We start from the raw sequence: 23,829 nt of genomic DNA on the forward strand, positions 1-23,829 counted from the left end.
CGCTGGTCAGGCGGGCACGAACTGCCACTGTTGGTTGGTCCCGCTGTTGGCGGTCCACTGCACGACCTGCGCGCCGTCACTTGTCGCTGCGGCGTAGACGTCGGCCACCAGTCCGCTGGCCTGGCTGACGATGGTGTAGTAGCCGTCACCGGTGGGTCGCAGGTACCACGACTGGTTGGTACCGCCATTCGCCGACCACTGCTGCAGTTGCAGGCCCGCCGTGGTGCTGCCGCCGTTGACGTCCAGCACCTTTCCGGAGGCGGTGTAGCGCAGGGTGTAGGCGTCCGAAGTGGCGCTGATCGTCCAGGTGGGGGTACCGCTCTGCTGGACCGCCTTGGCGCCGTCGGCGGTGGAGTTGCCGGCGATGGCGAGGGGCTTTCCGCTGTTGCGGTTGACGATGCGGTAGGTGCCGGGAGTGGGCCCGGTTCCGCCGCCTCCGCCGAGGTTCAGGTATTCGGCCGAGTCGGTGAAGAGGGTGCTGCCGGACTTGGCGGTCGACAGCTGCAGGTACACGCGGCTACCGGTGGCGGGGGTGGTGAAGGACACCGGCTGGGTCACCCGCGAGCCGAGTGGGATGGTCAGGCTGCTGTTGCCGGACGCGACGAGGGTGCCGGTCGGGCTGTCGAGTCGGGCGGTCCAGGCGAAGTCCACCGAGGTGTTGGTGAGGTCGTCGTTGAAGACGGTGATGTTGCGGGTCACCGTGGCGTTTCGGGTGTAGCTGGGTACCGCCTGCGGCAGCGGGAAGGTGCCGTTCGAGTCCGAATTGCCGGAGGCGGACCAGTAGGGGAGGTCGACCGCGGCCACCGGGTTGAACGCCGCCTGCACGCGCTGGATCTGTGCGTTGCTCCACGGGTCGGTCAGATTGTCCGCGCCGTAGACCGGGCGAGTGCCCTCCTCCGTGGTGAAGTCGGTGGTTCGCACGCCCGGCACCACGCTGGCCCAGGCAGACAGCAGCGTGTAGGGGCGCAGGTCGCTGGCGTCCTTGCCGCGCTTGGCAGCAGTTGCGGTGGCGAACCACGTGAAGCCCTGCCTGGTGCTGCAGGCGGGCCAGATGTACTCGCCTTCGCCGTCCGGACGCCCGGAATTGCGATTCAGGGCCTCGCCGTACCGGCCGACACCGTCCAGGTAGTGCGCGAAGATGGCGAAGTTGGAGTAGTTCATGGCCGGGTACCGGCTGGCCGAGTCCGCGCCCGGAGCGGCGTCGATGCTGATCGGCCGGGTGCCGTCGTTGCCGTTCATCGCCGCGTACAGGTCCTGTTGGAACTGCTGCGAGTCGTTGTTGTTGAAGCTGGGCTCGTTGATCTGGCTCCAGCGGATGATCGCCGGATGGTTGCGGTCGCGCAGGGTCAGCGCACGAGCGTGGGCCACCATGTTGTTGCGTCCGGACACGAAGTCCTGGGCACCGCTGCGGATGGCGGTCTCGTCGATGACCATCAGGCCCATCTCGTCGGCCACGTCGAGCATGTACGGGCTGGCCGGTTCCATGTGCATGCGTACCACGTTGTAGTTGAGACGCTGGTAGTTGTCCACCGCCTCGGGCCAGCCGCCGTTGCCAGACGACGGCGGCAGGAAGCCGGGCAGGGTGTCGTACGCGTCGCCCTTCCCGCCGTAGTTGACCCGGTCGTAGTCGGCGCCCTGCAGGCTGTCGCCTCGGAAGTTCACCCGCACGCCGTTGAGGTAGTAGTACTCGCCGTTCTGCGTGCTCTCCCGGAACCCGAAGCGGTACGTGGCGTCACTGGTGCGGCCGTCGTCAACGGTGGCGTGGATCGCCAGGCGGTGCAGTTGGGGCCGGTATCCGGACCGGTACGGCACATTGGGCCACCAGTACGAGGTGGTGCCGAGGTCCCACGCCACGGGGCCCACCGTGACCTTCGCCGTCGAACGGGCCGCCACCGTCACGGTCCGCTGCGGCAGCTGCGGGTAGCTGAAAGAGCCCGCGCCGTCGGACGCGAGCGACCCGCTGAGGGTGACCGTTCTGGTCGCGGCCGAGGAGTTGGTTACCGACACGTCGTAGCTGAGGGTGCGGTTCGCCACCGAGGTACGGACGAACGCGTCGCTGACATACACCGCCGGGTACACCCGCAGGGACGCGGACCGGTAGATGCCCTGCGGTATCGCCTCGGACCAGTCGGCCGCCACCGGGACCAGGTACTTGCCGTCGGACGACTTTAACGCACCGCGGCCCTTCACCTGCACGCTGATCGTATGGGTGGTGCCCGGTGCGGCGTAGCTACTGATGTCGAAGTTCGACGGGGTGAACGCCGTCGTCTGGGTGGCGACCACGCGGCCGTCGACGGAGAGTGTCGCCTGGTGGTTGACGGCGCCGAACTCGATCCAGGTCGACTGCGGCTGCCCCGAGTCCGGCACGGTGATGCTGCGCGAGTACACCGCCTCGTTCACGTCGGTGAAGCCCTGTTTGTACCAGCCGCCACCGGGCACCGTGATCGAGGTCGTTCCCCGACCCGAGGGCGTGAAGCTCCACGTTCCGCTCAGATCGACCGAGGCGATCGCGGCGTTACCGGCCGCCACGCCGTCAGGTCCGGCGGCCGCGACGCTCTGCGTCGTGACGGGCGCGGCCAGGGCCAACCCGGAGGTCGCCAGGGTCAGGCCGCCCAGCGTCAGGGTCAGGCCGAGCGCCACGGTCGCGGCCAACCCTCTGGCCCACGCCGACAATCGGCCACCCCAGCGGACGTTCGTACGATGCACGGTAACCTCCTGCGACTCGCCCGACAGCCGTATGACTCCGAGCCATGGCGTATGTGCCGGCCGTGGTCGAATCGATTCGACGATGCGCCGACGTCGTCGACCGCCCGGGAGGGTAAACACAGTCGACACGTAGATGTGATTAACCGGCAACACGGGTACTTGAGTCAAGGATTTGGACTCATCTATCTTATGCCGAAGTCTGAAACTCCATCAATCCCGACTAAAGCCGCAGCAAAGGTAGGACGAAAGACCCGTCGGTGCCACCGTCGACGCACCGGCCTCCGACTGAGGCGCCTGCGGGATGATTACGTCCGGCGCCATGGTCAGCGGACGTCATCGGCCGGGCGACGGAGCCTGCCGGCAGAGCCGGCGGTACTCGGCGGTCACCACGGCGAGCAGGAAGAGGTCCACCGCGAGCGCGGAGAGCGCCCCGAACTGGTTGACGGTGAAACTGAAGATCTGCCCGAACAGCAGGTCCACCAGGAGCGCGAGCTTGAACAGCCGGAAGGCCCGCACCCGGTCGCGGGGCAGCAGCGACGCCCCACGGATGCTGAGCACCACGGTGATCAGCGCCGAGGCCGAGATCCCCAGCACCGCGCGCCATTCCCGCTGGTGGTCGAGCTGGCCGGTGACCGCGTCCAGAAAGACGTTCCCCACGACCACGAACGGCTCGCCGACCAGATAGAGCACCACCAGCGCCACCACCCACCGCTGGGTGGTCAGCCAGACCACGGCCCGGCGGCCCCACCTGAGCCACGGCTGCCAGAACCGGGAGCCGGCTGGCTCGCGTCGAGGCACCGCGTCGAGCAGCCGGGCCACTCCCTCCTCGACGTCCGGACCGCACCCACGGACCAGCCGGGCGACCGCCGCGCGACGATCATCGGTGAGGCCGGTGCGGAGCCCACCAACCACCCCGTACAGGGCGTTCGCCGTACGCTCGGGGCCGGAGAGCCGGGCCCGCCCCCGGAGGGCCTGAGTGATCACCACCAGCAGGGCGAAGGCGCCGTAGATGATGCCGGCGGCCGGGGCGTAGAAGTAGTCGGTTCCGGCGGTGACGAACTTGCCCACCTCGTCGATGAACAGCCCGAACCCGATCCCGCCCAGAACCGCGCCGAGGATCCGCGCCGCGCTACCGAGGAAGACCAGCGCGACCCCCAGGCCGGCGGTCATCAGGACACCACCCCAGAGCACGTGCGCGATGTGCAGCCCACCTTCGCCGAGTTGCGGATAGCCGGCCGCCTGGAGGAACGCGCGGGTGACCAGCACCGTGACCGCGCCGGAGAGGACGAACGCCTGCAGGTACGACGGCGCCTCCAGCACCCGGAGCGGCCTCGACCAGCGGGACGGACGGGCGGGCATGGTCCCGACGCTAGCGGTGCTGTCCGTCACCCCGGGCCGGTTCCGCCGGGAAGGCCGCCGGCCTCGGCACCCCTGCCTCTGCCTGCCCCCTGGCGAACTTGCCGGAAGGTGACCGAGTACCGCAGCTCCGGCACCGGCGGGATGCTGTGCTGCCAGTTGGAGCGGGCGGCCCCGCACAGCACGTACGCCGACCGTGGCGCCAGCTCCACCTCGTACACCCGGCGTTTCTCGGCCGTGCCGCGTTGAAAGCGCATCAGACAGGCGGAGCCCAGCGACAGGCCGACCACGGTCGGCCCCGGCCGCTCATCTCGGCATCAGCCTTCCCCGAACTCCGCTCACGACGAAGCGGCGGAGTACCGGCCAGAGCACTACCACCAGAATTGTGGCGTAGATGGTCCAGGAGACCCAGCCGCCGATCAGGCCGTGCAGCTCGCCACCGGAGAGCTGCAACGCCCGCCGGCCCTGCAACTCGGCACGTGGACTGAGGATCACCCCGACGATCAGCGGCAGGATCGGCAGCCCGAAACGGCGCATCCCGAACCCGAGTAGGCCGAGGGTGAGCAGCAGGAACAGGTCGAACGGCTGGGCGTTGACCGCGTACGCGCCCATCGAGGCGAAGAAGAGAATGCCGGCGTAGAGGTACGGTCGCGGGATCCGCAGCAGCCGCGCCCACGCGGGCGCGAGCGGCAGGTTCAACACCAGCAGCAGCAGGTTGCCCACGAAGAGGCTGCGCTGGAGGCGAGCCGGTGATCGACGTACTGGTGGTCGACGACGACTTCATGGTGGCCCGAATCCACCGTGGCTTCGTCGAGCGGATCGACGGCGGCGCGCGCCTGCTCCAGTTCGCCGGCCTCCAGCAGGGCCAGGTCGAGCAGGTCGTGGCTGCAGTCGAACCAGGACAGCACGGCCAGCGACTCGCGGTCCTCCCGGTCTTTGATCAATTCTCGCTGCATCATGGTCAGTCCACACAACCATCCATGATCGACGGCGGCTGCCCTCAGTCCCGCATCGCATCCAACCGCAGCGCAGCCAAGGTCAACAACCCCGGCTGGGGTACTAACCGCAGCACGTCTCGGTGTGTCTTTACAGCTTCGACCAGGTCGTGACACTGGTTGACGGTCGGCTCGGTGGGCTCGGCAGACAGTGCGTGGGCGACCCGGGCGGTCATCAGCCGCCGGTTGAGCGATCCCCAGCGTACGGCGGCGCCGTGCATCGCCAGATAGGCGACGGGATCGGGAGTGGGGCCCACGCTCTGGACCTCGGTGTGCGCCCGCAGGATCCGCTCGCCCAGTCCGCGACCACCGTGGACGACGAGGAGGAGGTCGTCGGCGGCGAACCGGAGCCTACGGTGCGCGGCAAGCGAGTTTCGGCCGCACGGTCGCCGCGAGCCGCACCGGTTCGCCGGACAACGAGGGGCGCCTGGTCGATACACTGACGCCCGTCGATCGGGCCAGACCGGAGGATCCATGGGGAAGTTACCACGAGGGGAAACGTCCGTCCCACCAGTGCCGGCACCTGGAGGGCGACAGGGGCACCGGGCAGGGGTGTTGCCGGCCGTCATCACTGGTGTTTTCACCATCGTGGCCGCCGTCATCGCCGGTGTGTTCGCCCTCGTCACCCCTCCGGATAATGCCTCGGCACCCAAGGTGGACACCGCTAGCCCGTCGGTAGGTTTGCCGGCCGGTCCCAGAGCGGGAACCGTCAGCGGAAGCTCCGCTCCCTCCGATCCGGGTGGGGCACCTTCCTCCTCGACGGACAAGGTTCGCTGGGCGCATCCGGTGCGGATGACCTTTGTCGACCTCGACTCGGTCCCGGCCCAGGTGCTGAGCGGCAACGACAAGGCGAGCGTCTGGGTCAACTACGGCACCTCGGAAAACGTGCTCTACGGCCTCAACGGCGGCTTCTTCACCACGAAGCCCAGCATCGCCGCCTGGCAGGAAGCGCCGCGGCCCACCCGCCAGCAGTGCGCCGACCTCATCTCCACGCAGGGGACCGAAACGCTCCCGATCGCCGACGACAGCCGCTTCTGCGTCAGGACGGCGGCGGATCGACTCGCCTACCTCGCCGTCAAGAAGTTCGACCGGGCGAGCGGCACGTATCTGGCCGACGTGACGGTCTGGGAGACCCCCGAGAGGTAGCCATAGCGCCGGGATACGACCCAGAGGGTAATGCGTCTCGTCGGCCACGAGCGTGCGCTGAGGGGCCTACCAGGTCTGCTCGCCCACGGCGGCCGGAACGTCGGGCCGCCGGGTACCCGGTAGGTGCGCTCAGGGGAGCAGAATTGGGTCGCCGAGGCCGATGCCGGACAGACCGCCGCCGTTATTGCCGCCAGCGACGTCGACGCCCGCCTGTAACGGGCTTTTTAGTTTTCCCGGGGCGTACAACTGGATCCGCAATCGCGAGATGCCGGCCACGCTGATGTTGATCGATGCGGGGTTCCCGGGCGTGATGGTATACGTCTTGGGCGGGTGCCGGTCCAGCGTGATGTCGATTCGGTACTTGCCGGTGCTGGTGTCCAGGACGGCCGCCGTGGTTCTGAATCGGCTGAATTTCTTACCCAGAGTCACCTCGCGTACTTGCGGAGAAGATCCGTCGCAGTAGAGCGAGCATTGATAGATGAGTGCGTGGCCGTACGTCGTGCCGTTGATTTCCACCGTGCCGGGCTCGTCGAGGTCGATGCTGCTGTTGGTGTCTTCGTCGACGGCGGGCAAGTCGAGCAGGGAGGTAGCCATCACCGGAGGTGGTTCCGTGGTCGCCGGCGTAGATGGCGTCGCCTGCGTCGATGTCGCGCTGGCAGGTGGGGTGGTCGATCCCCGTGGGATCGCCCGACCCGCGTCCTGGGGGGGAGTGCCGGCATCCGGTTGGGACCGGAGTTGCGCTACCGCCTGGATACCGCCGAAGACAACGAGAGCCACGATCAATGCGGCCACGTAGCGTCTCATGCGATGGGCTTTGTCCACCACGGCGTCGGCGATGACGCCGGCTATCGCGCCGCCAGCGAACGCCGCAATGGCCGCCACGAATGTCAACATAACTCCAGTGTGCATTGCCACCAGCCGGGTGCAGTGGTCGACCCGGACGACGGCCTGGGGTCTGTGGTCGACCCTGTTCGACGCCTACAGTCGTGTCATGCGAAGGAGGGTGACACTCGCACGGCCGGCCGCGTCCACATCCACGTCGACGCTGCCGCAGTGGGCACCGCCGTGTTCGCCGGATCACCGCGGTGGGCCCGGACGCCGCAAGCGGTCGAAGTAGGACCCAGGGCCCCGGCAAAGTCGCGGCGTGTCCGGCTTGATGGGGTTGGCATGACAGCTCGGATGATCCTCGATCTTCCTCTACGCCTTGTTGATCGTCCGAAGCGAACCTGCCCGCCCTGTCATCATCGCTGATCTCGTCTGTGTCCAGCGCGCCGGATGTCACCGTGCCCGAAACCGCTGCTGGACTGCCCCGGCGGGAGTGAAAGTCAGCCTCATGGAGCCCAGACACAAGATGAGTCGATCGCAGAGGCTGGGGCGCGGGGCGTACGCGTCCAACCACCGACTCAGGCCGCGCAACCACTCCCGGCCTGGCCAGAGCGCCACATCCGGCCGCTTGGGCAGCAGCGCCTTGTCGAGGTCCGCCTCGTCGCGCCGGAAAGACCTGTCCTTACCTGGTCCTGGGACGTGCCGGGCTCCGGGGAGAAGACGGTCGAGGATCGTGGGCCAGACGGTGAACAGTCGCTGGCTCGGGTTGATACCTGCTTCTCTACCTCCCCGTGACGGCGGCCCGCCGGCCCGGGCGCGATCACCGTTGAACCGCCGGCGGCCAGGTCCGTAGTGAGCCGGGACGGCAGGATGAGGTGTCGGTGGAGAGGGAGGGCGACGGGTGCGGATGCGGTGGGCCGTTCAGGCGGTGCTGGTGCTGGTCGGGATCTGGCTGGTGCCGACCGGTCCGGCGCATGCCGCGCCGACGGAGACCGGTCGGTACTACGTGGTCGGCCCGCCGGTCGACGGGCAACGGGAATACCTTTATGCCATAGCGTTGCGTACGCTCGGCAACGGCAACCGGTACCGGGAGATCGTTGACCTCAACACCGGTCGGGCCCAGCCGGATGGTGAGACGTTCACCGACGGCCTGGTGCTCAACCCGGGCTGGGTGCTCGTCCTGCCCCCGGACGCCAAGGGCCAGGGGGTACGCATCGGCCCGCTGCCCCGGCCCCGGGCCCGCCCCACCCCGCCGGTGACCAGGACGCCGCCCGCCCAGCGGTCCGCCCCGGCGCCCACCACGGCCGCGCCGCCCCGTATCACGGCCGCGCCGAGCAGTGTGCCGCCGTCCGCGCCCGCCCGGCCTCCGGCCACCACGGAGGTCGCCGCGCCCCGGCGGCAGGAACCCACGACCCCGGCCGGCCTCGACCCGCTGGTGATCCGGGTCGGCGCGGGCGTCCTGTCGGTGCTGCTCGCGGTGGCGGCGATCGTGCTGCTGCGACCGGGCCGCTCCGGTCGTGGCCTGCCGGTGGCCGGCGACGACGGTCCGTGGCCGCCTGAGCGGCACCACACGCCCGCTCCCGCCGACGCCGCGAGGGCGCCGCTTGCCGCGCCGGCCACGGACATGCCCGCGACACCGGACGGGCTTCCCGCGAACGCGCCGTCCTCGACGGACGGAGCAGCCACCTCATTCCTTCAGGACGACACGACGGCGTCCGGCCCGGCGAACGAGGCGCCGCAGCCGTCCCCGGTGGAGGCGTCGTCCGTGGCCACGCGAACCCGGCCGGCCTCCGTAGCCGAGTCGCCTGGGCCCTCCGCCGCGACCGGACGATCGGTGGGCGGACGGGTCTTCCAGGCCTCCGACAACGAGCGGCGCGCCACGCCGGCGGAGGCGGACGTGGCGCGTCCGGCCGGCACGCCGGCCCGGATGGAGGCCTCGACGGATGTGCCGCGCCCGCCGCTGCCGGCCGGGGACGAGGCGCCGTACCTCACCGCCGACCTGGACACCGACGTCGGCCCGGCCCGGGTCCGGCTGGTCGGCGTGGCGGCCGGGCGCGGCGCGCCGCCGTACGCCTGGTTGGGTCCGGGGGAGGTGGCGCCGCCGGCGGTGCTGCCGCTGGTGCTGGGACGCAGTGGGCCGTGGCGGCTGCACGTGGATCTCGCCCGGGTGCCGGACGTGTTCACGCTCGTCGGTCCGGTGGCGGTCTGCGGCCGCGCGGCCGCAGCCCTGGCCGGAGGGCTCTCCGCCGCCGGAATCGGCGTGGCGGTCGTGGGGGAGACGCTCGGCGGCGGGATGGCAGCCGGCTGCCGCCGGCTGCCCGGCCTGCCCGAGCCGCCGGGGCCGGGCGAGGAGCTGCCGGAGCCGTCCGTGGTGTTCGTCGAGGGCCCGTCGCCGGCCGGGGCGCGTGGTCTCGCCGCCGCCACCGGGGGGCGGTGCGTGCCGGTGGTGGTCGGTCCGGTCCCGGCCGGCCGCTGGTCGCTTCAGCTCGACGTGGACGACAACGGGGACGGGGACGGGGACGGGGACGGGGAGGCGGGCGGTGGGGACTGAACGCCCCGCAGCACCACCGGCAGCGGTCCACCCGCCAGCCCGGACACCGCCTCCCAGACCCCGTCCCGGGCCCGGTGGACCCGGTCCACCTGGACCCGGTCGTAGGAGCGGCTGGTGAGGATCAGGTCGACCCCCGCCTGCCGCAGCCGCTCCGCGCGACCGCGGGCCAGCGGCAGGGCGGCGAGGGCGTCGGCGGTGGCCTCGACGTCGACCGTCCGGCCGCGCGGCACCCGCACCTCCACGAGCAGCCGCCCGGCCCGCGCCGCCGGCCGCCGCCGGGACAGCGGCAACCAGCCCGGCGCCAGGCCGCGGGACCGCGCCGGCAACAGCGCGTACGCCCGCCGGGTGCCGTGCGCCGGCCACCGGCTGACGTCGTGCGGCAGCCCACCGCTCGACGCGCTCGCCGGCGCAGACCGAATCCGCAGCGACCCGCAGTCCAGCCCGTCGACGGGTTGGAGCCCGCCGTCGTCGGTGGCCCGGAATCCGTCCCGCACGCGCGCCCGCTCCAGCCGGCCGGCCGGCAGCAGATAAGTGTCCGGGGCACCGAGCAGATACTGCAGGCGCGCCGGGACGTGGGAGCGCAGCACCTGCACCGGGATCGCGCCGCCCGGGGAGATCCGGACGCGCAGGAGGTCCGACCGGTGCGGCGCGGACCGCGGGTCGAGGTGGGCGACCAGGAACAGCTCCGCGCTGGGTACGCCGTCGGTCGCCGCTCGTTCCAGGTCGCCGGTGACCGGCACGAACGCCTCGAACGCGGTGACGTTGACCTGCTGGCCGGGGCGCAGCCACGGTGGCCCGTACCGGCCCGCGCGGCGGGTCTCGGCGGCCAGCGTCGGGCGGGCCGAGGGCGCCGGCCGGGCGGCCTCGTGTCGTTCCGGCGGGGTGCCGGCCCGCGTGGCCCTGGACGGAGCGGCGTCGTCCGACGCGGTGTCCACCGGCCGGTCGCCGTCCGGAGCGTCGGCCACCACGATGCGCTGTCGCAACGAGCGGGGCACCAGCAGGCCGTCGGGGGTCGCGTCGACGGCCGGCGGGCTGTCTGCGTAGCGCGGTCGGTGGGCCTGCCACTGCGTCACGCCACCCGCCGCGTCGAGCGCGCGCAGGTCGTGGTGGTCGCCGACGAGTTCCGCCCGGCCGCCCGGCGGTGGGGTCCAGACCGTGGCGCCGGTGGTTTCGGCCAGCTCGGCGGCCTGGGTGACGAGCTTCGCCTGCTCGTCCGGCTCGGACGGCCAGGTGAGCCACAGCCGCAGATCGGCGCCGTAGAGCGGCAGGTCGCCGAGGAGCGCGGCTAGGTGCCCGGCGTCGCGTACCTGCTGGGTGCCGCTGTAGTCGCCGATCAGGAAGCCGCCGGAGCGGGCCGTGACCGAGACCGTGACCAGCTCGGACATGGTGGCGCCGAGCCGGTGGGCGGTGGCTCGGCGGGCCACGAAGTCCGCCCGGGTGGCCAACGCCACACCGGTAGCCAACGGCAGGTTGACCACCCCGGTCCGGGGCCGGACCAGACCGTCCTTCATGGCGAACCAGCCGGGCAGCGGGGTTGCCAGGTCGGGTGGTTGCAGCACCAGCCAGTCCATCGGTTGGCGGGTGACCCGGTCCAGGGGCAGCGCGTGCAGCGGGCCGTCGTCGGCGTCGGGGGCGCGCCCGGCCAGCACCTGCCGGATGTCCGCGCCGTCGGGGCTGACCAGCACGTCGTGCCCCAGCAGGCCGGCCACCTCGGTGAACAGTTCGGCGTGGCGGGCGCCGTCGTCAGCGAGGATCCGCACGTCGTCCGCGACGTCCCCGGTGCGCCGCACCAGGTCCGCCACGGCGGGCGCGTCCAGCGGGCGGTCCGGTTCGCCCGGCAACGCCGGCCGCCCCCGGGGACCGCAGACCAGCCAGAGATCCAGCAGGCCGGGCACCCGCCGGTGCCGGCGCGGGTCGAAGCGGCGGGTGCTCGGCACCCGGTCGATCCCCCGGCCGTCCATGGCCTGCGCCAGCTTTGTCACCACCGTCCCCGCCTTCGTTCCACCGACGCCCCACCGGCGGCCGGAGCTGCCCGACATCGAGGGCCGGTACCCTCGGCGTTCTCCATGACGGGCGCCATGGAAATCTGGTTCAGATTGATTTGAACGAAGTCGCCGCTGATCCGCAATAGACGGTGACGGCTGATCGGTCTGGGCCGCGGTGACGGAAGGGGAACCCGGTGCTGGCGAAGCACTCCATCCTTGCTCGACTGCTCGTGGTGGTGATGGTCGGCTGCGCGATCCTGGCCGCGCCACGGCCCTCGGCCGCCGGGTCCGCGCCGGACACCGAGCCGTACGTGAAGTACTACCTGGTCACGGCGCGCTACCAGGGCCAGCCGGAGAATCTCACCGAGATCGCCCGGCGCTTCCTCGGCAGCGGCGAGCGGTCCGCCGAGATCTACCAGCTCAACACCGGTCGGGTCCAGCCGGACGGGGGCCGGCTGACCGACCCGGCCGCCCTGAAGGCCGGGTGGTACCTGGTGCTGCCGTGGGACGCCGCCGGCCAGGGCGTCGAGTACGGACAGCTGCCGGCCCCCCGCAAGCCGTCCGCCGGCCCCACCCCGGCGCGTTCACCGAGCGTACGGCCGGACGGCAGCCCGTCGCCGAGCCCCAGTCACACGGCCTCGCGCTCTCCCGGTGGCGGCGGCCCGGCCGCGCGGTGCACCGCCACGACCGCGTCGAGCGGCCGGTCGGAGTGGGCGCAACTGCGGATGGCGGCCGACAGCGCGTGGACCCTGACCCGTGGCAACGGGGTCAAGGTCGCCGTCGTCGACAGCGGGGTCGACGCCGGGCTCCAGCAGCTCAGCGGCCGGGTCGCGGTGGGCGCGGACGTCACCGTCGGCAACGGGCGCGGTGACGAGGACTGCCTGGGTTCCGGTACGGCGATGGCCGGCATCATCGCCGCCGACGACAGCGTCGAGGGCAGCCCGGTGGGCCTCGCGCCGGACGCGACCATCGTGCCGGTGCGGATGGTCCGCTCCTCGGGCGACGCCCGGCCGGCCGACGCGGCGACGGCCATCGAGGTGGCGGTCAGCACGGGTGCCTCGGTGGTCGCGCTCGGCTCCCGGGTCGACCTGGCCGATCCGGCGGTCGCGGCGTCGCTGGCCACCGCGCTGGAGCACGACGTAGTGGTGGTGGCGGGTGCGCCGGTCAAACCCACCACGCTTCCGTCGCCGCGCGGCGGATCCGGCGGCGGGGCGTTGGTGCTCACCGGCGGCGTCGGCGCGGGCGGCCAGCTCGCCGAGAAGTATCTCGACGGCTCGGTCGAGGTGGTCGCCCCCGGCATCGAGGTGGCGACGCTCGGCGTGGGCGGCGGCAAGGTCGTCGGCAACACCGGCACCGAGTTCGCGGTGGCGTTCGTGGCCGGCGAGGCCGCGCTGATCCGGGCCGCCCAGCCCGATCTCACCGCCGCGCAGGTGAAGGAGCGCATCCGCGGCACCGCCGACCCGGTCGGCGGGCAGGTGGCCGAGGGTGATTCCCGGTACGGCTCCGGCATGATCAACCCCGCTGCCTCGGTGGCGCCCTCCGTGGGCGGTCGGGACCCGGCCGCCGCCCAGGCGAACCGCGGTGGCGGGGGCACGCTGTTCGCCGTACTCCTGGGTCTCGCCCTGGCGTTCGGCGCGGGCGGCTTCCTGGTGTTCCGGATGCGCCGCCGCCGGTACGCCGGCTGACCCGCACGACGGCCGGCGCCCCCGGTCATCCCGAGCGGGTGACCGGGGGCGGGCGGCTACCGCAGCGACCAGGTCTGCTTCGGATTGAACACGCAGGTCCACGCGTTCAGCGGAGCGCCGTCGCCGTGCCCGTCCACGTCCAGGCAGCGGTCGGTCTCCCGGTTGAACAGCGACCGGATGCCCTGATACTCGATCCACTCCCACTTCTGGGCCGGGTTGCCGCTGCAGTTGGCGGTCTGCACCGGCGCGCCGTCGCGCTTCTCGCCCCAGGCCACATCGAGGCAGAGGCCGTTGACCCGGACGGTCTTGTCGGACCCGAACGTCCACCACTGCAGCCGGTCCTCCTTGCACGGCCGCAGGACCACGGGTACGCCATCGCCGGTGCCGCCGGTGGCACAGAGACCGGTCTCCTTGCCGACGAGCTGCTTCGCGCCGCTCGGGCGCTTCGGCGGGGCCGGCTTCTCCGGCTCGGCGGACGGGCGGGCCGACGGCGTCGCGCTGGGCCGGGGCGCGGGGGACGCGGCCGTCGGCGTCGGCGTCGGCGACGGCGGCGAGGGCTTGGGCGACGGGCTCGGGCTGGCCGAGGGAACCCGGAGCCGGCCGTCGAGGGCGTAGAAGTCGGTGAACTCCCGCACCTGCCGCAGGAACGCCTGCGTCGCGTCGTCCAGCTCGCCGCCGGTCTGCCGGACCGCGGTAGGTCCGTTCCGGTAGGCGGCCAGCGCCAGCAGGCCCGGGTCGCCGTCGAGGCCGGCGAGGTCACGCCGCAACGCGCAGACCGCGGCGCCGACCGCCGGCACGGCCACCTGCGGGTCCCACGGCGAGGCGCCCGCCGGCCCGTGCGCCCGCCACACCTCGGGCAGGAACTGGGCGATTCCCCGCCGGCCGTCGTCGCCGAGCAGGTTCGGGTCGAAGCCGGACATCGCCATGAGCTGCGCCGCCACCGCCGCGGGCGGCACCTCCGGGCACACCGAGCCGGCGCGCACCACCAGGCGTACGTAGCTCGACGGCACCGCCCGGGGCTGCTGGCGCTCCGGGTCCGGGCGGGCGGTGCCGGCGCCGCCGAACGCGGTCAGCTCGCCGTAGTACGCCGCGTAGCGGCTGACGTCGTCGACGTACGCGACCGCGGCCGACGGCACGCCCTTGGCCTCGCGTACCTGGTCGAGTCCGGTGTGGAACGCGGCCAGGGACAGCCGCCACGGGTCACCGGGGATCCCGGCCAGCCGCAGTTGCCCGCTGAGGTCGCACATCTGGTGGGCCAGCGCGAGGATGTTCGCGGCGGTGTCGGTGCGGTCCGCTCCCGGCCACGGCGCCCACGACTTCCACCGGTCGTCGTCGAGCCCGGCGAAGCCGCGACCGCCCGAGGTGGTCTTCTTCACGCGTCCGTCCAGGCCGGACTCGGTCATCAGCTGCCCGGCCAGGCGGGCCGGGGTCAGCGTGGGGCAGGACCGAGCCGCGGCCCGGATCGCGGTCAGGTGCTCGGCGGAGACGGTACGGCCGGTCAGCTTGTCATCCCGGGCGGTGGCGATGCCCCAGCTCACGGAGGCGACCACCATGCACAGCACCGCGAGGCCGGCCGCGATGGCGGCGACGACACGACGCGGGATCCGAGCGAGCCGGGATCGGAGGCCAGGAAGATCGGGTGTCACGGGACTTCCCTTCCGGTGATGACGTCGCCAGGCGTGACGGATGCGCGACGTCCTCGGTTCACCCGACCGGAATCGGATCCGATTCCAGTCCGGCCGCCATTGAACCGACCGGCACACCGAGCCGTCAACGTGACCGCCGCCGGGCGCACCGATCCGCGGCTGCCGGATCGCCGATCGGAGTGTTCGATGTCGACTCGCCACCACCCGCCCGGCGCGGGCCCGACCAGCGCCGTCGTGGGCACGGTGACCTCGGGCCGCCGGTCGGGCCGCGTCCGATGAGCGCCGGCACGCTGGTCGCCGTCCGCCGGCCCACGGCACCGTCCGATCAGTACGGCTATTGTTTTCCCTCAGAGGGGCTCGGCGCCGACGTGCCGGGCCGGGCGGGCGGGCACGCCCCACACGTCAGGGGGAGGCGTTCCGTGTCGGCGGTGCCCAACGAGGCGGTGGAACCCGGAGTGCCGGGCGAGACCGTCGGGCAGGGCTCGCCGGAGAGCCTCATGCGCTGGATCCACGAGCAGTACCGTGAACCGCTGCTGCGCTTCATCACCCGGCTCGTCCTCGGCCGCCAGGAGTTGGCCGAGGACCTGGTCCAGGAGACCTTCCTGCGGGCCTGGCGGAACCTGGGGACGTTGGCTGAGGAGCCGCGCCGGATCGCACCCTGGCTCTACACCGTCGCCCGGCACGTGGCGGTCGACGCCGGCCGGGCCCGGCAGGCCCGGCCGCCCGAGGTCGCCGTGCCCGACCTCAACCGGCTCACCACGGCCGAGGACGAGATGGACCGGGTGGTCACCGCCCACACCGTCCGCCTGGCGCTACGACAGATCAAGCCGGAGCACCGCGACGTCCTCATCGAGATGTACTACAAGGGCGCCTCGGTCGCGGAGGCGTCGCAGCGGCTCGGCATACCCGAGGGTACGGTAAAGTCGCGGACGTACTACGCGGTGCGGGCGCTGCACGCGGCGATCGGCCCGATCGAGTCGGCCTGATGTCACGTCCCGGCGACTACTCGTCCGATCCCCGGCACCGGCGCGGTGTCCCGGATCATCGCTCCGGCGCACCCTCTGTCGGGTCGGGAAGGGGGCGTGATGCGCACCGGCGGTGAGAACCCGACGTCCGAGCACGAGGCCTTGGCGCTCTATCTGCTCGGCGCGCTCGACGAGACCGACCGCGTCGCCTTCGAGGCGCACCTGGCCGGCTGCTGGGAGTGCCTCGCCGCCGCAGGCGACCTGGGCGGGGTGACCAGCGGGCTCGGCGGACTCAGCGCGGCGGACTGGGACGAGTTCGCCCTCCCACCGGCCTCCGTCCTGCCCCCCGCCTCCGTCCTTCCGCCGCGTTCCGTCCTTCCGCCGCGTCCCGCGCCCGGACCGGAGGACGCACTCCCGCCGGGCCGCGATCCGGCGCCCCGGTCGTCGGCCCACCCGACGCCCGGCACGTCGACCACCCCGCCGGCCTCGGACCCGACGCCGAAACCGGGTGACCTGTCGGACACCGCGTCCGGCCCGGCTGAGTTCCGGGCCGGCCTGCCGGATGTCGCGTCGGCGTCGGACTCGGGCGAGTCCCGGGCCGGCGTGCCGGATGTGGCGTCGGCGTCGGGTCCGACCGGCGTACCCCGGACCGAGGTCCTGGGGACGGCGGGCCCGAGCGGCGCCGCGGCCGGTCGCGGGCCGGCGCGGCGGTGGGGCGTCCGGCCGGGGCGTGCGCCGGGCGGCGCCGGCCCGACCGGGCCGGGGAGGGCGTCCGGCGGCCGCCCCCGGGCTTTGTCCGCCCGCCGTCGGCTGCTGCTCTGGGGCGGGGCGGTCGTGCTGGCGCTCGCGGTGCTGACCGGCGGGATCGTGGCCACAGTCGGTGGCGGGGGCCGTGACGACCTGGTGTTGACCGCGACCGGTGAGGCGCCCGGCCAGGGCATCAGCCTCTCCGTGTCGATCACCACGCACGAGGGCAGGGGCTCCACGATCCGGATCACCGCGACCGGGCTGCGGCCGGGGCTGCGCTACCGGCTCTTCGCGGTGACCCGCGACGGGGTCACCCACCAGGTGCGGGACTGGACCGCCTCGGCCGGCCCGCAGGAGGTGACCGGCGAGCTGTCACCGCCGGTCGACGACCTCTCCTTCGTCGGCGTGGGCCTCGCCGACGGCACCTCGGTGGTCACCGCGCCGATCTCGCGCTGAGGACGGAAGGCTGTTCGCGGCCAGCGGCTCACAGATCTTGGTACCGAACGGCCCCTATCGGGGCGCTTTCCTTCCAAGATCTACACCGATCCTGTGGTGCGGGACAGATGGTCTCCGACCGATCCGCCGCACTTCCCGTTGAACCGAAGGCTCTCCCGCGCCGTCATGTCGCCGTGCGGTTGCCGCACCCGTCGGGGGACGCGGCGCGTCCCTGCCAGGCCGAGGGAGGGCTACATGGCTGTGAGGACCGGATCGTCGTCGACCCGTGGGACGCGGGCCGGGGTGTCGGGCGGGGGCCCGGGCCCATCCGAGGGCGTCAACCGGGGCCCCCGCCCAGCACGCAGGGCCGCGCTGCTCGCCGTGGTGCTGGTGGCGCTCGGGCTGATCGTGGGCGTGCCGGGCGGGCGGGCGACCGCCGCCACCGGGGAGCGGGTGACGTTCGTCAACGGCACCGCGGAGACGTTGTGGATCGGCGCGGGCGAGAGCGGGGACGGCTCGCGGCCGATCACCGGCCTGCCCACGCTGCGCCCCGGCGAGTCGAGCACGATCGTCATCCCGGATGCCGGCGAGCCCGGCCACTGGCGCGGCCGGTTCTTCGCCCGTCAGCGCTGCGGCGGCGACCCGAACGGCTCGTTCCGCTGCCTGGTCGGTGACTGCGGCGCCTTCGCCGACCGGTGCGAGCGGGGCGCGGAGCCGGTGAGCCTGGCCGAATTCAACTTCGACCGGAACAACGCGGGCGCGCCCTGGTACAACGTCAGCTACGTCGACGCGTTGTCGACGACGATCACGATCGACGCGCCCGGCGCTCCCCGCCCGGAGAAGGCGGGCAGTTGCGCGCGGTGGGACTGCTCCGCCGGGCAGATGCTCGCCGCCTGCCCGGAGGCGCACGCCGTACGCGACCCGGCCCGGGGCGACCGGGTGAACTGCGTCAACCCCAACCGGGACGCGGAGAGCGCGTACACCGCCGCGCTGCTGCCGTTCGGGCCGCGCGCCTACCTGTGGTCCACCCACGACCGGGTCGCCGGCAACGAGACGGTCTACAACTGCCCGGGCTGCGCGGAGGTGGTGGTGACGTTCCGCAACGGCGGCACTCCGTCGACCCCGCTCGCGAAGCGTCCCGCCGACCGTTCCGGATCCGGCTTCGCGCTGCGCGGCTACGCGGACAAGTGCGTGGACGTGCCGGGCGGCGAGTCGGCCGACGGCGTGCGGTTGCAGCTCTGGCAGTGCAACGGCACCCCGGGCCAGCGGTTCACCCGTGGGTCCGGCGACACGCTGAAGGCGCTGGACAAGTGCATGGACGTGGCGTGGGCGTCCCGGGACAACGCGGCCAAGGTGCAGCTCGCCTGGTGCAACGGCGGGCCGGCGCAGGTCTGGGTCGCCGAGGGCGGCCTGCTGCGCAACCCGAACTCCGGCAAGTGCCTCGACGTGCGCGACTGGAACTCCGACGACGGCGCGCCGTTGCAGATCTGGGAGTGCGCCGCCAGCCAGAGCAACCAGAACTGGCGCGAGACGGGTCGCTGAGCCGGCCGAAAGCGACGTGGGCCCGGGTGATCGTTCACCCGGGCCCACCGGTCGTGTCGAGCGGTCACCTCCGGCCGCGTGCCGGCGCCTGACCCTGTGCCGCGCTCGACGAACTGGCCGCCGGGCCCGTACTCGACCCTGGGCTGGTCCGCCCGCGTTCCAGGTCGACGTTCTGCGACTGCTGCTGGATCGCCGAGCGCCGCTGGTCGACCGCCGCGTTGGTCAGCGCGGCGCCGGCGGTGACGAACCCGCCGGCCGCGGTGAGCTGGGTGGCATTGGCGGCGGTGCCGGCGATGCTCATGCCCAGGCCGCTGAGGTTCCCGGCGTGCACCGCGGCCTTCGTCCAGTCACCCCTCTGCGCGGCGTCGATGAACTCCACACCGGACTTCAAGGCGGTCACGGCGGACGCGCTGATCTGCGTGCCGCGCGCCGCCCAGCCCTCCAGGACGCCGGAGATGGCGCTCAACGAGCCGGCGGTGAACTCCGCACCCGGCGGCAGGTACGTGTTCATGTACTCCTTGAACTGGGTGAGGCCGGTGAAGCCGGCGTTCTTGGCGCCCTGCCGCGCCTCGCTCTCGGTCGGACGGTCCGGGTTGGCCGGCCGCACCTGGCTGCCGCGTCGCGGCTCCACCGGCGCCGGCGTGGTGACGGCACCCACCTGCATGGCCGTCCGCACGAGCGCGTCCGGGTCGGTGGCGACGTAGGTGGACCGGCGGCGGAGCCGCCCCACCTGCTGGTCGGCGGCGGCGGAGTTCCGGCTCGCGCCGGAGCCACGCGCGGCGGAGTTCCGCTCCGAACGGGCCGGGGCGGCGGGCGGCGACACCCGCCGCCCTCCGTTGAACGAGTCGGTGAACTGCGGGGGCGCCGTGGACGCGGACGTGGACGCGTACGCCGCCTGGCTGTACGGGTTGACCGGCAGGCTGTAGTGCCGGTCCGCAGCCTCCATCTCGTAGTCGTTCTCCGCACCGGCGAACGTCTGGGCGCGTTGCAGCGGATCCGGCTCGTAGCCGTACCTGGGGTCGGACATGGTCACTCCTTCGAGCGCTGGTTCGTGATGGGCCAACCGGCGGTTCGCCGCCGGCTCGGTGTGCCGCCTCCCTCCCACGGATCGCGGTGCACCGTCTACGCGGCGGCCCCGGCCCCGGTTCAGCCGTGCCCCCGGATTTCTCCGCCGGGCGGCGGCTGGAAAAAACCTCGAACCCGCGCTGAACCGAGTGGGCGGTCGCGTCGTAGAGCGGCCGTCGACCGCTCCGCCCGCGCCGCCGAGGCGCCGCAGACGCGGCCGGCGACCGACGACGGCGAGCAGACAGGGAGGCGAGACGGACGATGAGCCAGCCGGTGATGCTGCGGCGACCACGGGAGCGCGACGAGCGTCCGATCCGACACCGCGATGTCCTCTCGGACGAGGGCATCGGCTGGATCGGCGCGCACGGCGGCGCCGGCGCCTCCACCCTCACCCGCCTGCTCGGCGGCACCGACATCGGATGCCGGTGGCCGGATGCGGCGATCGGCGAGCCGGCCCGGGTCGCGGTGGTCGGGCGGACCAGCCTCGACGGCCTGCGGGCGGTCTCCCGCGCGTTGAACGCGATGCGGGAGGGCCGGCACCCGGCCGGGATGCGGCTGGTGGGCGTGGTGCTGATCGCCGACGCCCCGGGCCGGTTGCCGGCGCCGCTTCTCGGCCGGATCCGGCTGCTGCGCGCGATCGCCCCGGTGCACCGGGTGCCGTGGGTTCCGTCGTACCGGGTGGGTGCGGAACCGAAGCGTCCGCCGCGCCAGCTGGCCCGGCTGGCCGCCCTGGTGGAGGCCCGGCCGGGGCGGGGGTCGCGGTGAGCCGGACCCGCCGGGCGGGCTGGGTCGTCGCCGCCCTGGTCCTGGCGCTGCTCGGGCCGGCGCCGGCCGCATGGGCGGCGGCGGGCACCTACACGGTGACGGTGGACGGCGGTGACGCGGCGTTCCTTTACAAGATCTGCCTGAAGACCACCACCACGGTGAACACCTACCCGGCCGGTGGCGGCGACCGGGTCTGCTCCGGCAAGAAGGGCTCGACCGACGGGTCGTTCGACCTGACCGCCGAGTTCACCGACGGCGACACGGTCTGGATGGACGTCGAGATGCTGGTGGACCTGAGCGGCCACTCGCGGACCAAGGACAACGTGGACATCACCGGGTCGCACTCGTGCACGCTCAAGGGCGCCCTGTACGCGGGAAAGTTCAAGTGCGAGAACGCGATCAACAAGAAGAGCTTCGAGGCGCCGTCGATCGAGCCGTACCAGGTGGCCGTCGACGACCCGAACGCCCCGGTGGTGCAGCTTCTGACGCTGATGGCCTGGTGCGTGAGCGCCGCCGCGGTGCTCGGTCTGCTGCTGACCGGCATGACGTTGGCCTCGCAGTTGCGGCGCGGCGCGCTGGAGGAGCGGACCGAGTACACCAAGCAGATCGCGTTCGTGATGGCGGCGTGCCTGCTCGCGACCACCGCCGGGCCGATCGTCGAGGCGCTCGGGTTCAGCCAGTGACCACCCCGACGGGCCCCGGCCCCGGCCGACTGACCAACCCCTTTTCCCAGCACTGAAGGAGCACCCAATGGCCCTCTCCGACATCTACTACAGCGGTCTGGTTCGGATCCCGTTCGGGATCCGTCCCGCGCCCGAACTGGGCGGCGATTTCGTTGGCGGGGTGCCGCAGCCGGCGACCGGCGAAAACTCGGTGCCCAGTGAGCTCGCCACGAAGGTCGAGCAGGCGCTCGGCCTGGTCGCCTGGGCGGGTACGGCGGCCGGCGTCCTCGGTGTGCTGATCACCGGCGCGGTGATGGCGATCTCACACAAGCGGGGTGAGAGCTCGGAGCACATGAGCCGGCTGGGCATGGTGCTGGGCGGCTGCATCCTGGTCGCCACCGCGGGCCCGATCGTGACCTGGGTCTTCGGCACCGGCGGCCAGGCGGACGGGAACTGACGCATGCGCGCGCGACACGAATCCGGGCCGGCGGAGGAGGGGCCGTTCTGGCGGCACCGTCGATGGCAGGTGTCGGCGGCCTTCGTGGTGCTGGCGCTCTGCACCGGCGTCGGCGCGGCGTTCTACGGGGGCGGGGACGCCGGTTCCCGGGCCGCGCCCGCGTCCGGGCCGGTGATCGGCGGCCTCGCGCCGGACGGGTCGCGACCGCAGGGCTGCCGCACCGTGGACGCCGTACAGCGGATCCCGGACGCGGCGCCGACCGACGTCACGTGGCACCCGCTCAACGGCGCGCAGACCCCGTTCTCCGCCTCCGCCGGGCCGCTGAAGGCCACCGGGCCGCTGCGCTGGTGCTTCGCGCACACCCCGATGGGCGCGGTGCTGGCGGTGCACACCATCTCCCGGCAGATGAGCGGCCCGGACTGGCGTACGGTCAGCCGGCAGCAGCTCGTGCCCGGGCTCGGGCGGGACTACTTCGACGCGATGCGTGAGTCGCTGGAGGACGGCGGCCCGCCGCAGACCTCCAACCGCCTCGCCGGGTTCCTCGTGGTGCGCTACACGCCCCGGACGGCCGTGGTCCGGGTGCTGGTCCGGCAGGCGACGGCGCGCTACTTCTCGGTCGACTACACGGCGGACTGGAACGGCGTGGACTGGCGGCTGCGGCCGCTGAGCTCCGGCGGTCTCTACGGCCCGGTCACCCCGGTGCTCTCGCTGGCCGGCTTCGTGCTGTGGAAGGAGAGCTGAGATGGCTGAGTGCGCGACCGGCGACGCCGTCTACATCGGGGAGATCGGCCAGGTCGTCGGCTTCTTCGAGCGGGGCATCGACGGCATCCTCAGCGACATCGCGGGCGCCATCATGGGCGCGGCGGTGGAGTTGTTCGCCAACCTCGGCGACGTGCCGACGCTCGGCGACGAGAAGATCAACGATCAGATCCACCTGCAGACCGACTGGCTCGTGGTGACCATCGCGGTGGCGTCGTTGCTGGCTGCGGCGTTCCGGATGGCACTGCTACGGCGGGGACAGGCGTTGTGGACGGCGCTGTCGGGCCTGGTCCGCATGATCCTGACCGTGGGCGCCGCGTGGACCGTGCTCAACCTGCTCGCCACCGAGGCCGACCACTACAGCGACCACCTGTACGACCAGGGCATCAAGGCGCAGCTCAAACTGATCGCCAACTGTGGCACCGACGGGCTCACCGCGTTCCTGCTGATCATCATCGGGTTGCTGCTGCTGGTCGCCGGCTGCATCCACGTGATCCTGATGTACCTGCGGCTCGGCGCGATGGTGCTGCTCACCGGCACGTTGCCGCTGGCCGCCGCGGCGTCGATGACCGAGTCGGGCGGCGGGTGGTGGCGTAAGCACATCGCCTGGATGGTGGCCTGGCTGGCGTTCAAACCGGTGGTCGGGCTGATCATGTATTCCGGGGCGGCGATGATCGGCTCGGTCGACGGCGACGCCAAGCACTACAAGCTGGCCGGCGCGGCCATCCTGCTGATGGCCGCGGTCGCGCTGCCGGCGTTGATGCGACTGATCGTGCCGGCCATGGCGGCGCTCGGTTCGTCCGACGGCGTGGGCGCGGGTGTCGCCGCCGGCGCCGCCGGCGCGGGCGCGGTGGCGAGCGGGGCCAAGCGGATCGCCGGTGGCGGCGGTTCGAGCGGCGGCGGCGCGGCCAGGGCGCCGAGCGGCGGCGCGCCCACCGGCGCGGCGTCCAAGGGGGGCGGCGCGTCCAAGGCTGATGGTGCGTCGAAGTCCGACGGCGCGTCCAAGGCCGACGGGGCGTCGACGTCCGACGGGGCGTCCACGGCCGAGGGCGCCTCCACGCCCGACGGGGCGCCCACAGCCGAGGGCACGGCCGGCGGTGGCGGGTCGACGTCCGCAGGACAGCAGGCGTCCGGGAGTAAGCCGGCGTCCGGCGGGGAACCGGCGTCCGGCGGGGAACCGGCGTCCGGCGGGGAACCGGCGTCCGGTAGCGAGCCGGTGTCCGGTAGCGAGCCGGCGTCGGGCAGCAGACCGGCGCCCGAGAGCGAATCGGCATCCGGCAGCACCCCCGCGAGCAGCACCCCGGCGCCCGCGAGTAGCCCGCCGTCCGGCAGCGATGCGGCAGGCGGTGGCGGGTCGGCAGGTGGCGGCGGGCGCAGCGTCGCGTCGACGGCCGGCCGGGTCGTCGGCGGCGCGGTCGGCGCCGCCGCCTGGACCGTGCAGAAGAGCGCCGGCGTCGTCGCCGGCACCCACCGGCACGCCGCCGGCATCGCCGACGGCGCGCTGCCGAACCCCGACCGAGACTAGGCCGGCTCAGGA

At 72.8% G+C, this 23,829-nt stretch carries 20 protein-coding genes and 1 pseudogene; 11 read left to right on the top strand and 10 right to left on the bottom strand.

The window, feature by feature from the left end; all coding sequences use genetic code 11:
* Positions 1-6 precede the first annotated feature (6 nt).
* The 6 genes and pseudogenes from ACFYPR_RS29565 to ACFYPR_RS29590 form a co-directional block, all read right to left on the bottom strand.
* The gene (locus ACFYPR_RS29565) at positions 7-2,706 is read right to left on the bottom strand and encodes an RICIN domain-containing protein (protein ID WP_387263730.1); all 2,700 of its coding nucleotides are present in this window, start codon (positions 2,704-2,706) and stop codon (positions 7-9) included.
* A gap of 333 nt (positions 2,707-3,039) precedes the next feature.
* Positions 3,040-4,065, bottom strand: a complete 1,026-nt coding sequence (locus ACFYPR_RS29570) for a hypothetical protein (RefSeq protein ID WP_354859665.1) — start codon at positions 4,063-4,065, stop codon at positions 3,040-3,042.
* A 26-nt stretch (positions 4,066-4,091) separates the two neighbouring features.
* Positions 4,092-4,319, bottom strand: coding sequence for a hypothetical protein (locus tag ACFYPR_RS29575; RefSeq protein WP_355065851.1), 228 nt, complete (start codon positions 4,317-4,319; stop codon positions 4,092-4,094).
* Positions 4,320-4,368: 49 nt separating this feature from the next.
* A complete protein-coding gene (locus tag ACFYPR_RS29580) occupies positions 4,369-4,785 on the bottom strand; it encodes a tripartite tricarboxylate transporter permease (protein WP_387263731.1) in 417 nt (138 codons plus the stop codon).
* The gene (locus tag ACFYPR_RS29585; protein WP_387263733.1) at positions 4,758-5,021 is read right to left on the bottom strand and encodes a hypothetical protein; all 264 of its coding nucleotides are present in this window, start codon (positions 5,019-5,021) and stop codon (positions 4,758-4,760) included. The genes ACFYPR_RS29580 and ACFYPR_RS29585 overlap by 28 nt, the downstream gene beginning before the upstream one ends.
* A 119-nt stretch (positions 5,022-5,140) precedes the next feature.
* Positions 5,141-5,410, bottom strand: a pseudogene (locus tag ACFYPR_RS29590) (RNA ligase RtcB family protein); the annotation flags it as partial.
* Between the two features lie 199 nt (positions 5,411-5,609).
* Between ACFYPR_RS29590 and ACFYPR_RS29595 the strand changes: the two are divergent.
* Complete coding sequence (locus tag ACFYPR_RS29595) at positions 5,610-6,203, top strand: hypothetical protein (protein WP_387263736.1); 594 nt, start codon at positions 5,610-5,612, stop codon at positions 6,201-6,203.
* Positions 6,204-6,332: 129 nt separating this feature from the next.
* Here ACFYPR_RS29595 and ACFYPR_RS29600 read toward each other — a convergent pair whose 3' ends face one another.
* A complete protein-coding gene (locus ACFYPR_RS29600; protein WP_387263737.1) occupies positions 6,333-7,097 on the bottom strand; it encodes a hypothetical protein in 765 nt (254 codons plus the stop codon).
* 832 nt (positions 7,098-7,929) lie between these two features.
* On the opposite strand from ACFYPR_RS29600, the gene ACFYPR_RS29605 reads away from it, so the two are divergent.
* On the top strand, positions 7,930-9,579 hold the full coding sequence (locus tag ACFYPR_RS29605; protein ID WP_387263740.1) for a hypothetical protein: 1,650 nt from the start codon (positions 7,930-7,932) through the stop codon (positions 9,577-9,579).
* Here the strand turns inward: ACFYPR_RS29605 and ACFYPR_RS29610 are convergent.
* Entirely contained in the window at positions 9,510-11,564 is a 2,055-nt protein-coding gene (locus tag ACFYPR_RS29610) for a hypothetical protein (protein ID WP_387263742.1), read from the bottom strand. The genes ACFYPR_RS29605 and ACFYPR_RS29610 overlap by 70 nt on opposite strands.
* A gap of 194 nt (positions 11,565-11,758) precedes the next feature.
* Between ACFYPR_RS29610 and ACFYPR_RS29615 the strand changes: the two genes are divergently transcribed.
* Complete coding sequence (locus tag ACFYPR_RS29615) at positions 11,759-13,249, top strand: S8 family serine peptidase (protein ID WP_354863121.1); 1,491 nt, start codon at positions 11,759-11,761, stop codon at positions 13,247-13,249.
* A 56-nt stretch (positions 13,250-13,305) separates the two neighbouring features.
* On the opposite strand, the gene ACFYPR_RS29620 is transcribed toward ACFYPR_RS29615, so the two are convergent.
* The gene (locus ACFYPR_RS29620; protein WP_387263745.1) at positions 13,306-14,895 is read right to left on the bottom strand and encodes a ricin-type beta-trefoil lectin domain protein; all 1,590 of its coding nucleotides are present in this window, start codon (positions 14,893-14,895) and stop codon (positions 13,306-13,308) included.
* A 419-nt stretch (positions 14,896-15,314) separates the two neighbouring features.
* Here ACFYPR_RS29620 and ACFYPR_RS29625 point away from each other — a divergent pair, with 419 nt between their 5' ends.
* The 3 genes from ACFYPR_RS29625 to ACFYPR_RS29635 all read left to right on the top strand — a co-directional run bounded on the left by ACFYPR_RS29625 (position 15,315) and on the right by ACFYPR_RS29635 (position 18,584).
* Positions 15,315-15,881 carry a sigma-70 family RNA polymerase sigma factor gene (locus tag ACFYPR_RS29625; protein ID WP_354863117.1) on the top strand — a complete coding sequence of 189 codons (567 nt, stop codon included), beginning with the start codon at positions 15,315-15,317 and terminating at the stop codon, positions 15,879-15,881.
* A gap of 99 nt (positions 15,882-15,980) precedes the next feature.
* Positions 15,981-17,063, top strand: coding sequence for a zf-HC2 domain-containing protein (locus tag ACFYPR_RS29630; RefSeq protein WP_387263748.1), 1,083 nt, complete (start codon positions 15,981-15,983; stop codon positions 17,061-17,063).
* Positions 17,064-17,297: 234 nt separating this feature from the next.
* Complete coding sequence (locus ACFYPR_RS29635; protein WP_387263751.1) at positions 17,298-18,584, top strand: ricin-type beta-trefoil lectin domain protein; 1,287 nt, start codon at positions 17,298-17,300, stop codon at positions 18,582-18,584.
* A 64-nt stretch (positions 18,585-18,648) separates the two neighbouring features.
* On the opposite strand, the gene ACFYPR_RS29640 is transcribed toward ACFYPR_RS29635, so the two are convergent.
* Positions 18,649-19,611 carry a hypothetical protein gene (locus tag ACFYPR_RS29640; RefSeq protein ID WP_354863166.1) on the bottom strand — a complete coding sequence of 321 codons (963 nt, stop codon included), beginning with the start codon at positions 19,609-19,611 and terminating at the stop codon, positions 18,649-18,651.
* Positions 19,612-19,910: 299 nt separating this feature from the next.
* Here ACFYPR_RS29640 and ACFYPR_RS29645 point away from each other — a divergent pair, with 299 nt between their 5' ends.
* The 5 genes from ACFYPR_RS29645 (at position 19,911) to ACFYPR_RS29665 (ending at position 23,817) form a co-directional block, all read left to right on the top strand.
* Positions 19,911-20,414, top strand: coding sequence for a hypothetical protein (locus ACFYPR_RS29645; protein WP_354863165.1), 504 nt, complete (start codon positions 19,911-19,913; stop codon positions 20,412-20,414).
* Positions 20,411-21,097, top strand: a complete 687-nt coding sequence (locus ACFYPR_RS29650) for a hypothetical protein (RefSeq protein WP_355065872.1) — start codon at positions 20,411-20,413, stop codon at positions 21,095-21,097. The genes ACFYPR_RS29645 and ACFYPR_RS29650 overlap by 4 nt, the downstream gene beginning before the upstream one ends.
* A 67-nt stretch (positions 21,098-21,164) precedes the next feature.
* On the top strand, positions 21,165-21,533 hold the full coding sequence (locus tag ACFYPR_RS29655; protein WP_354863163.1) for a hypothetical protein: 369 nt from the start codon (positions 21,165-21,167) through the stop codon (positions 21,531-21,533).
* Between the two features lie 3 nt (positions 21,534-21,536).
* Positions 21,537-22,274, top strand: a complete 738-nt coding sequence (locus ACFYPR_RS29660; RefSeq protein ID WP_355065874.1) for a hypothetical protein — start codon at positions 21,537-21,539, stop codon at positions 22,272-22,274.
* Between the two features lies 1 nt (position 22,275).
* Positions 22,276-23,817 (top strand): hypothetical protein, encoded by a 1,542-nt coding sequence (locus ACFYPR_RS29665; RefSeq protein ID WP_387263755.1) that lies wholly within the window; start codon positions 22,276-22,278, stop codon positions 23,815-23,817.
* Positions 23,818-23,829: the final 12 nt, after the last annotated feature.

It is taken from the genome of Micromonospora sp. NPDC005254 (genome assembly GCF_042872525.1).
In the GTDB taxonomy this organism is placed as follows: domain Bacteria; phylum Actinomycetota; class Actinomycetes; order Mycobacteriales; family Micromonosporaceae; genus Micromonospora.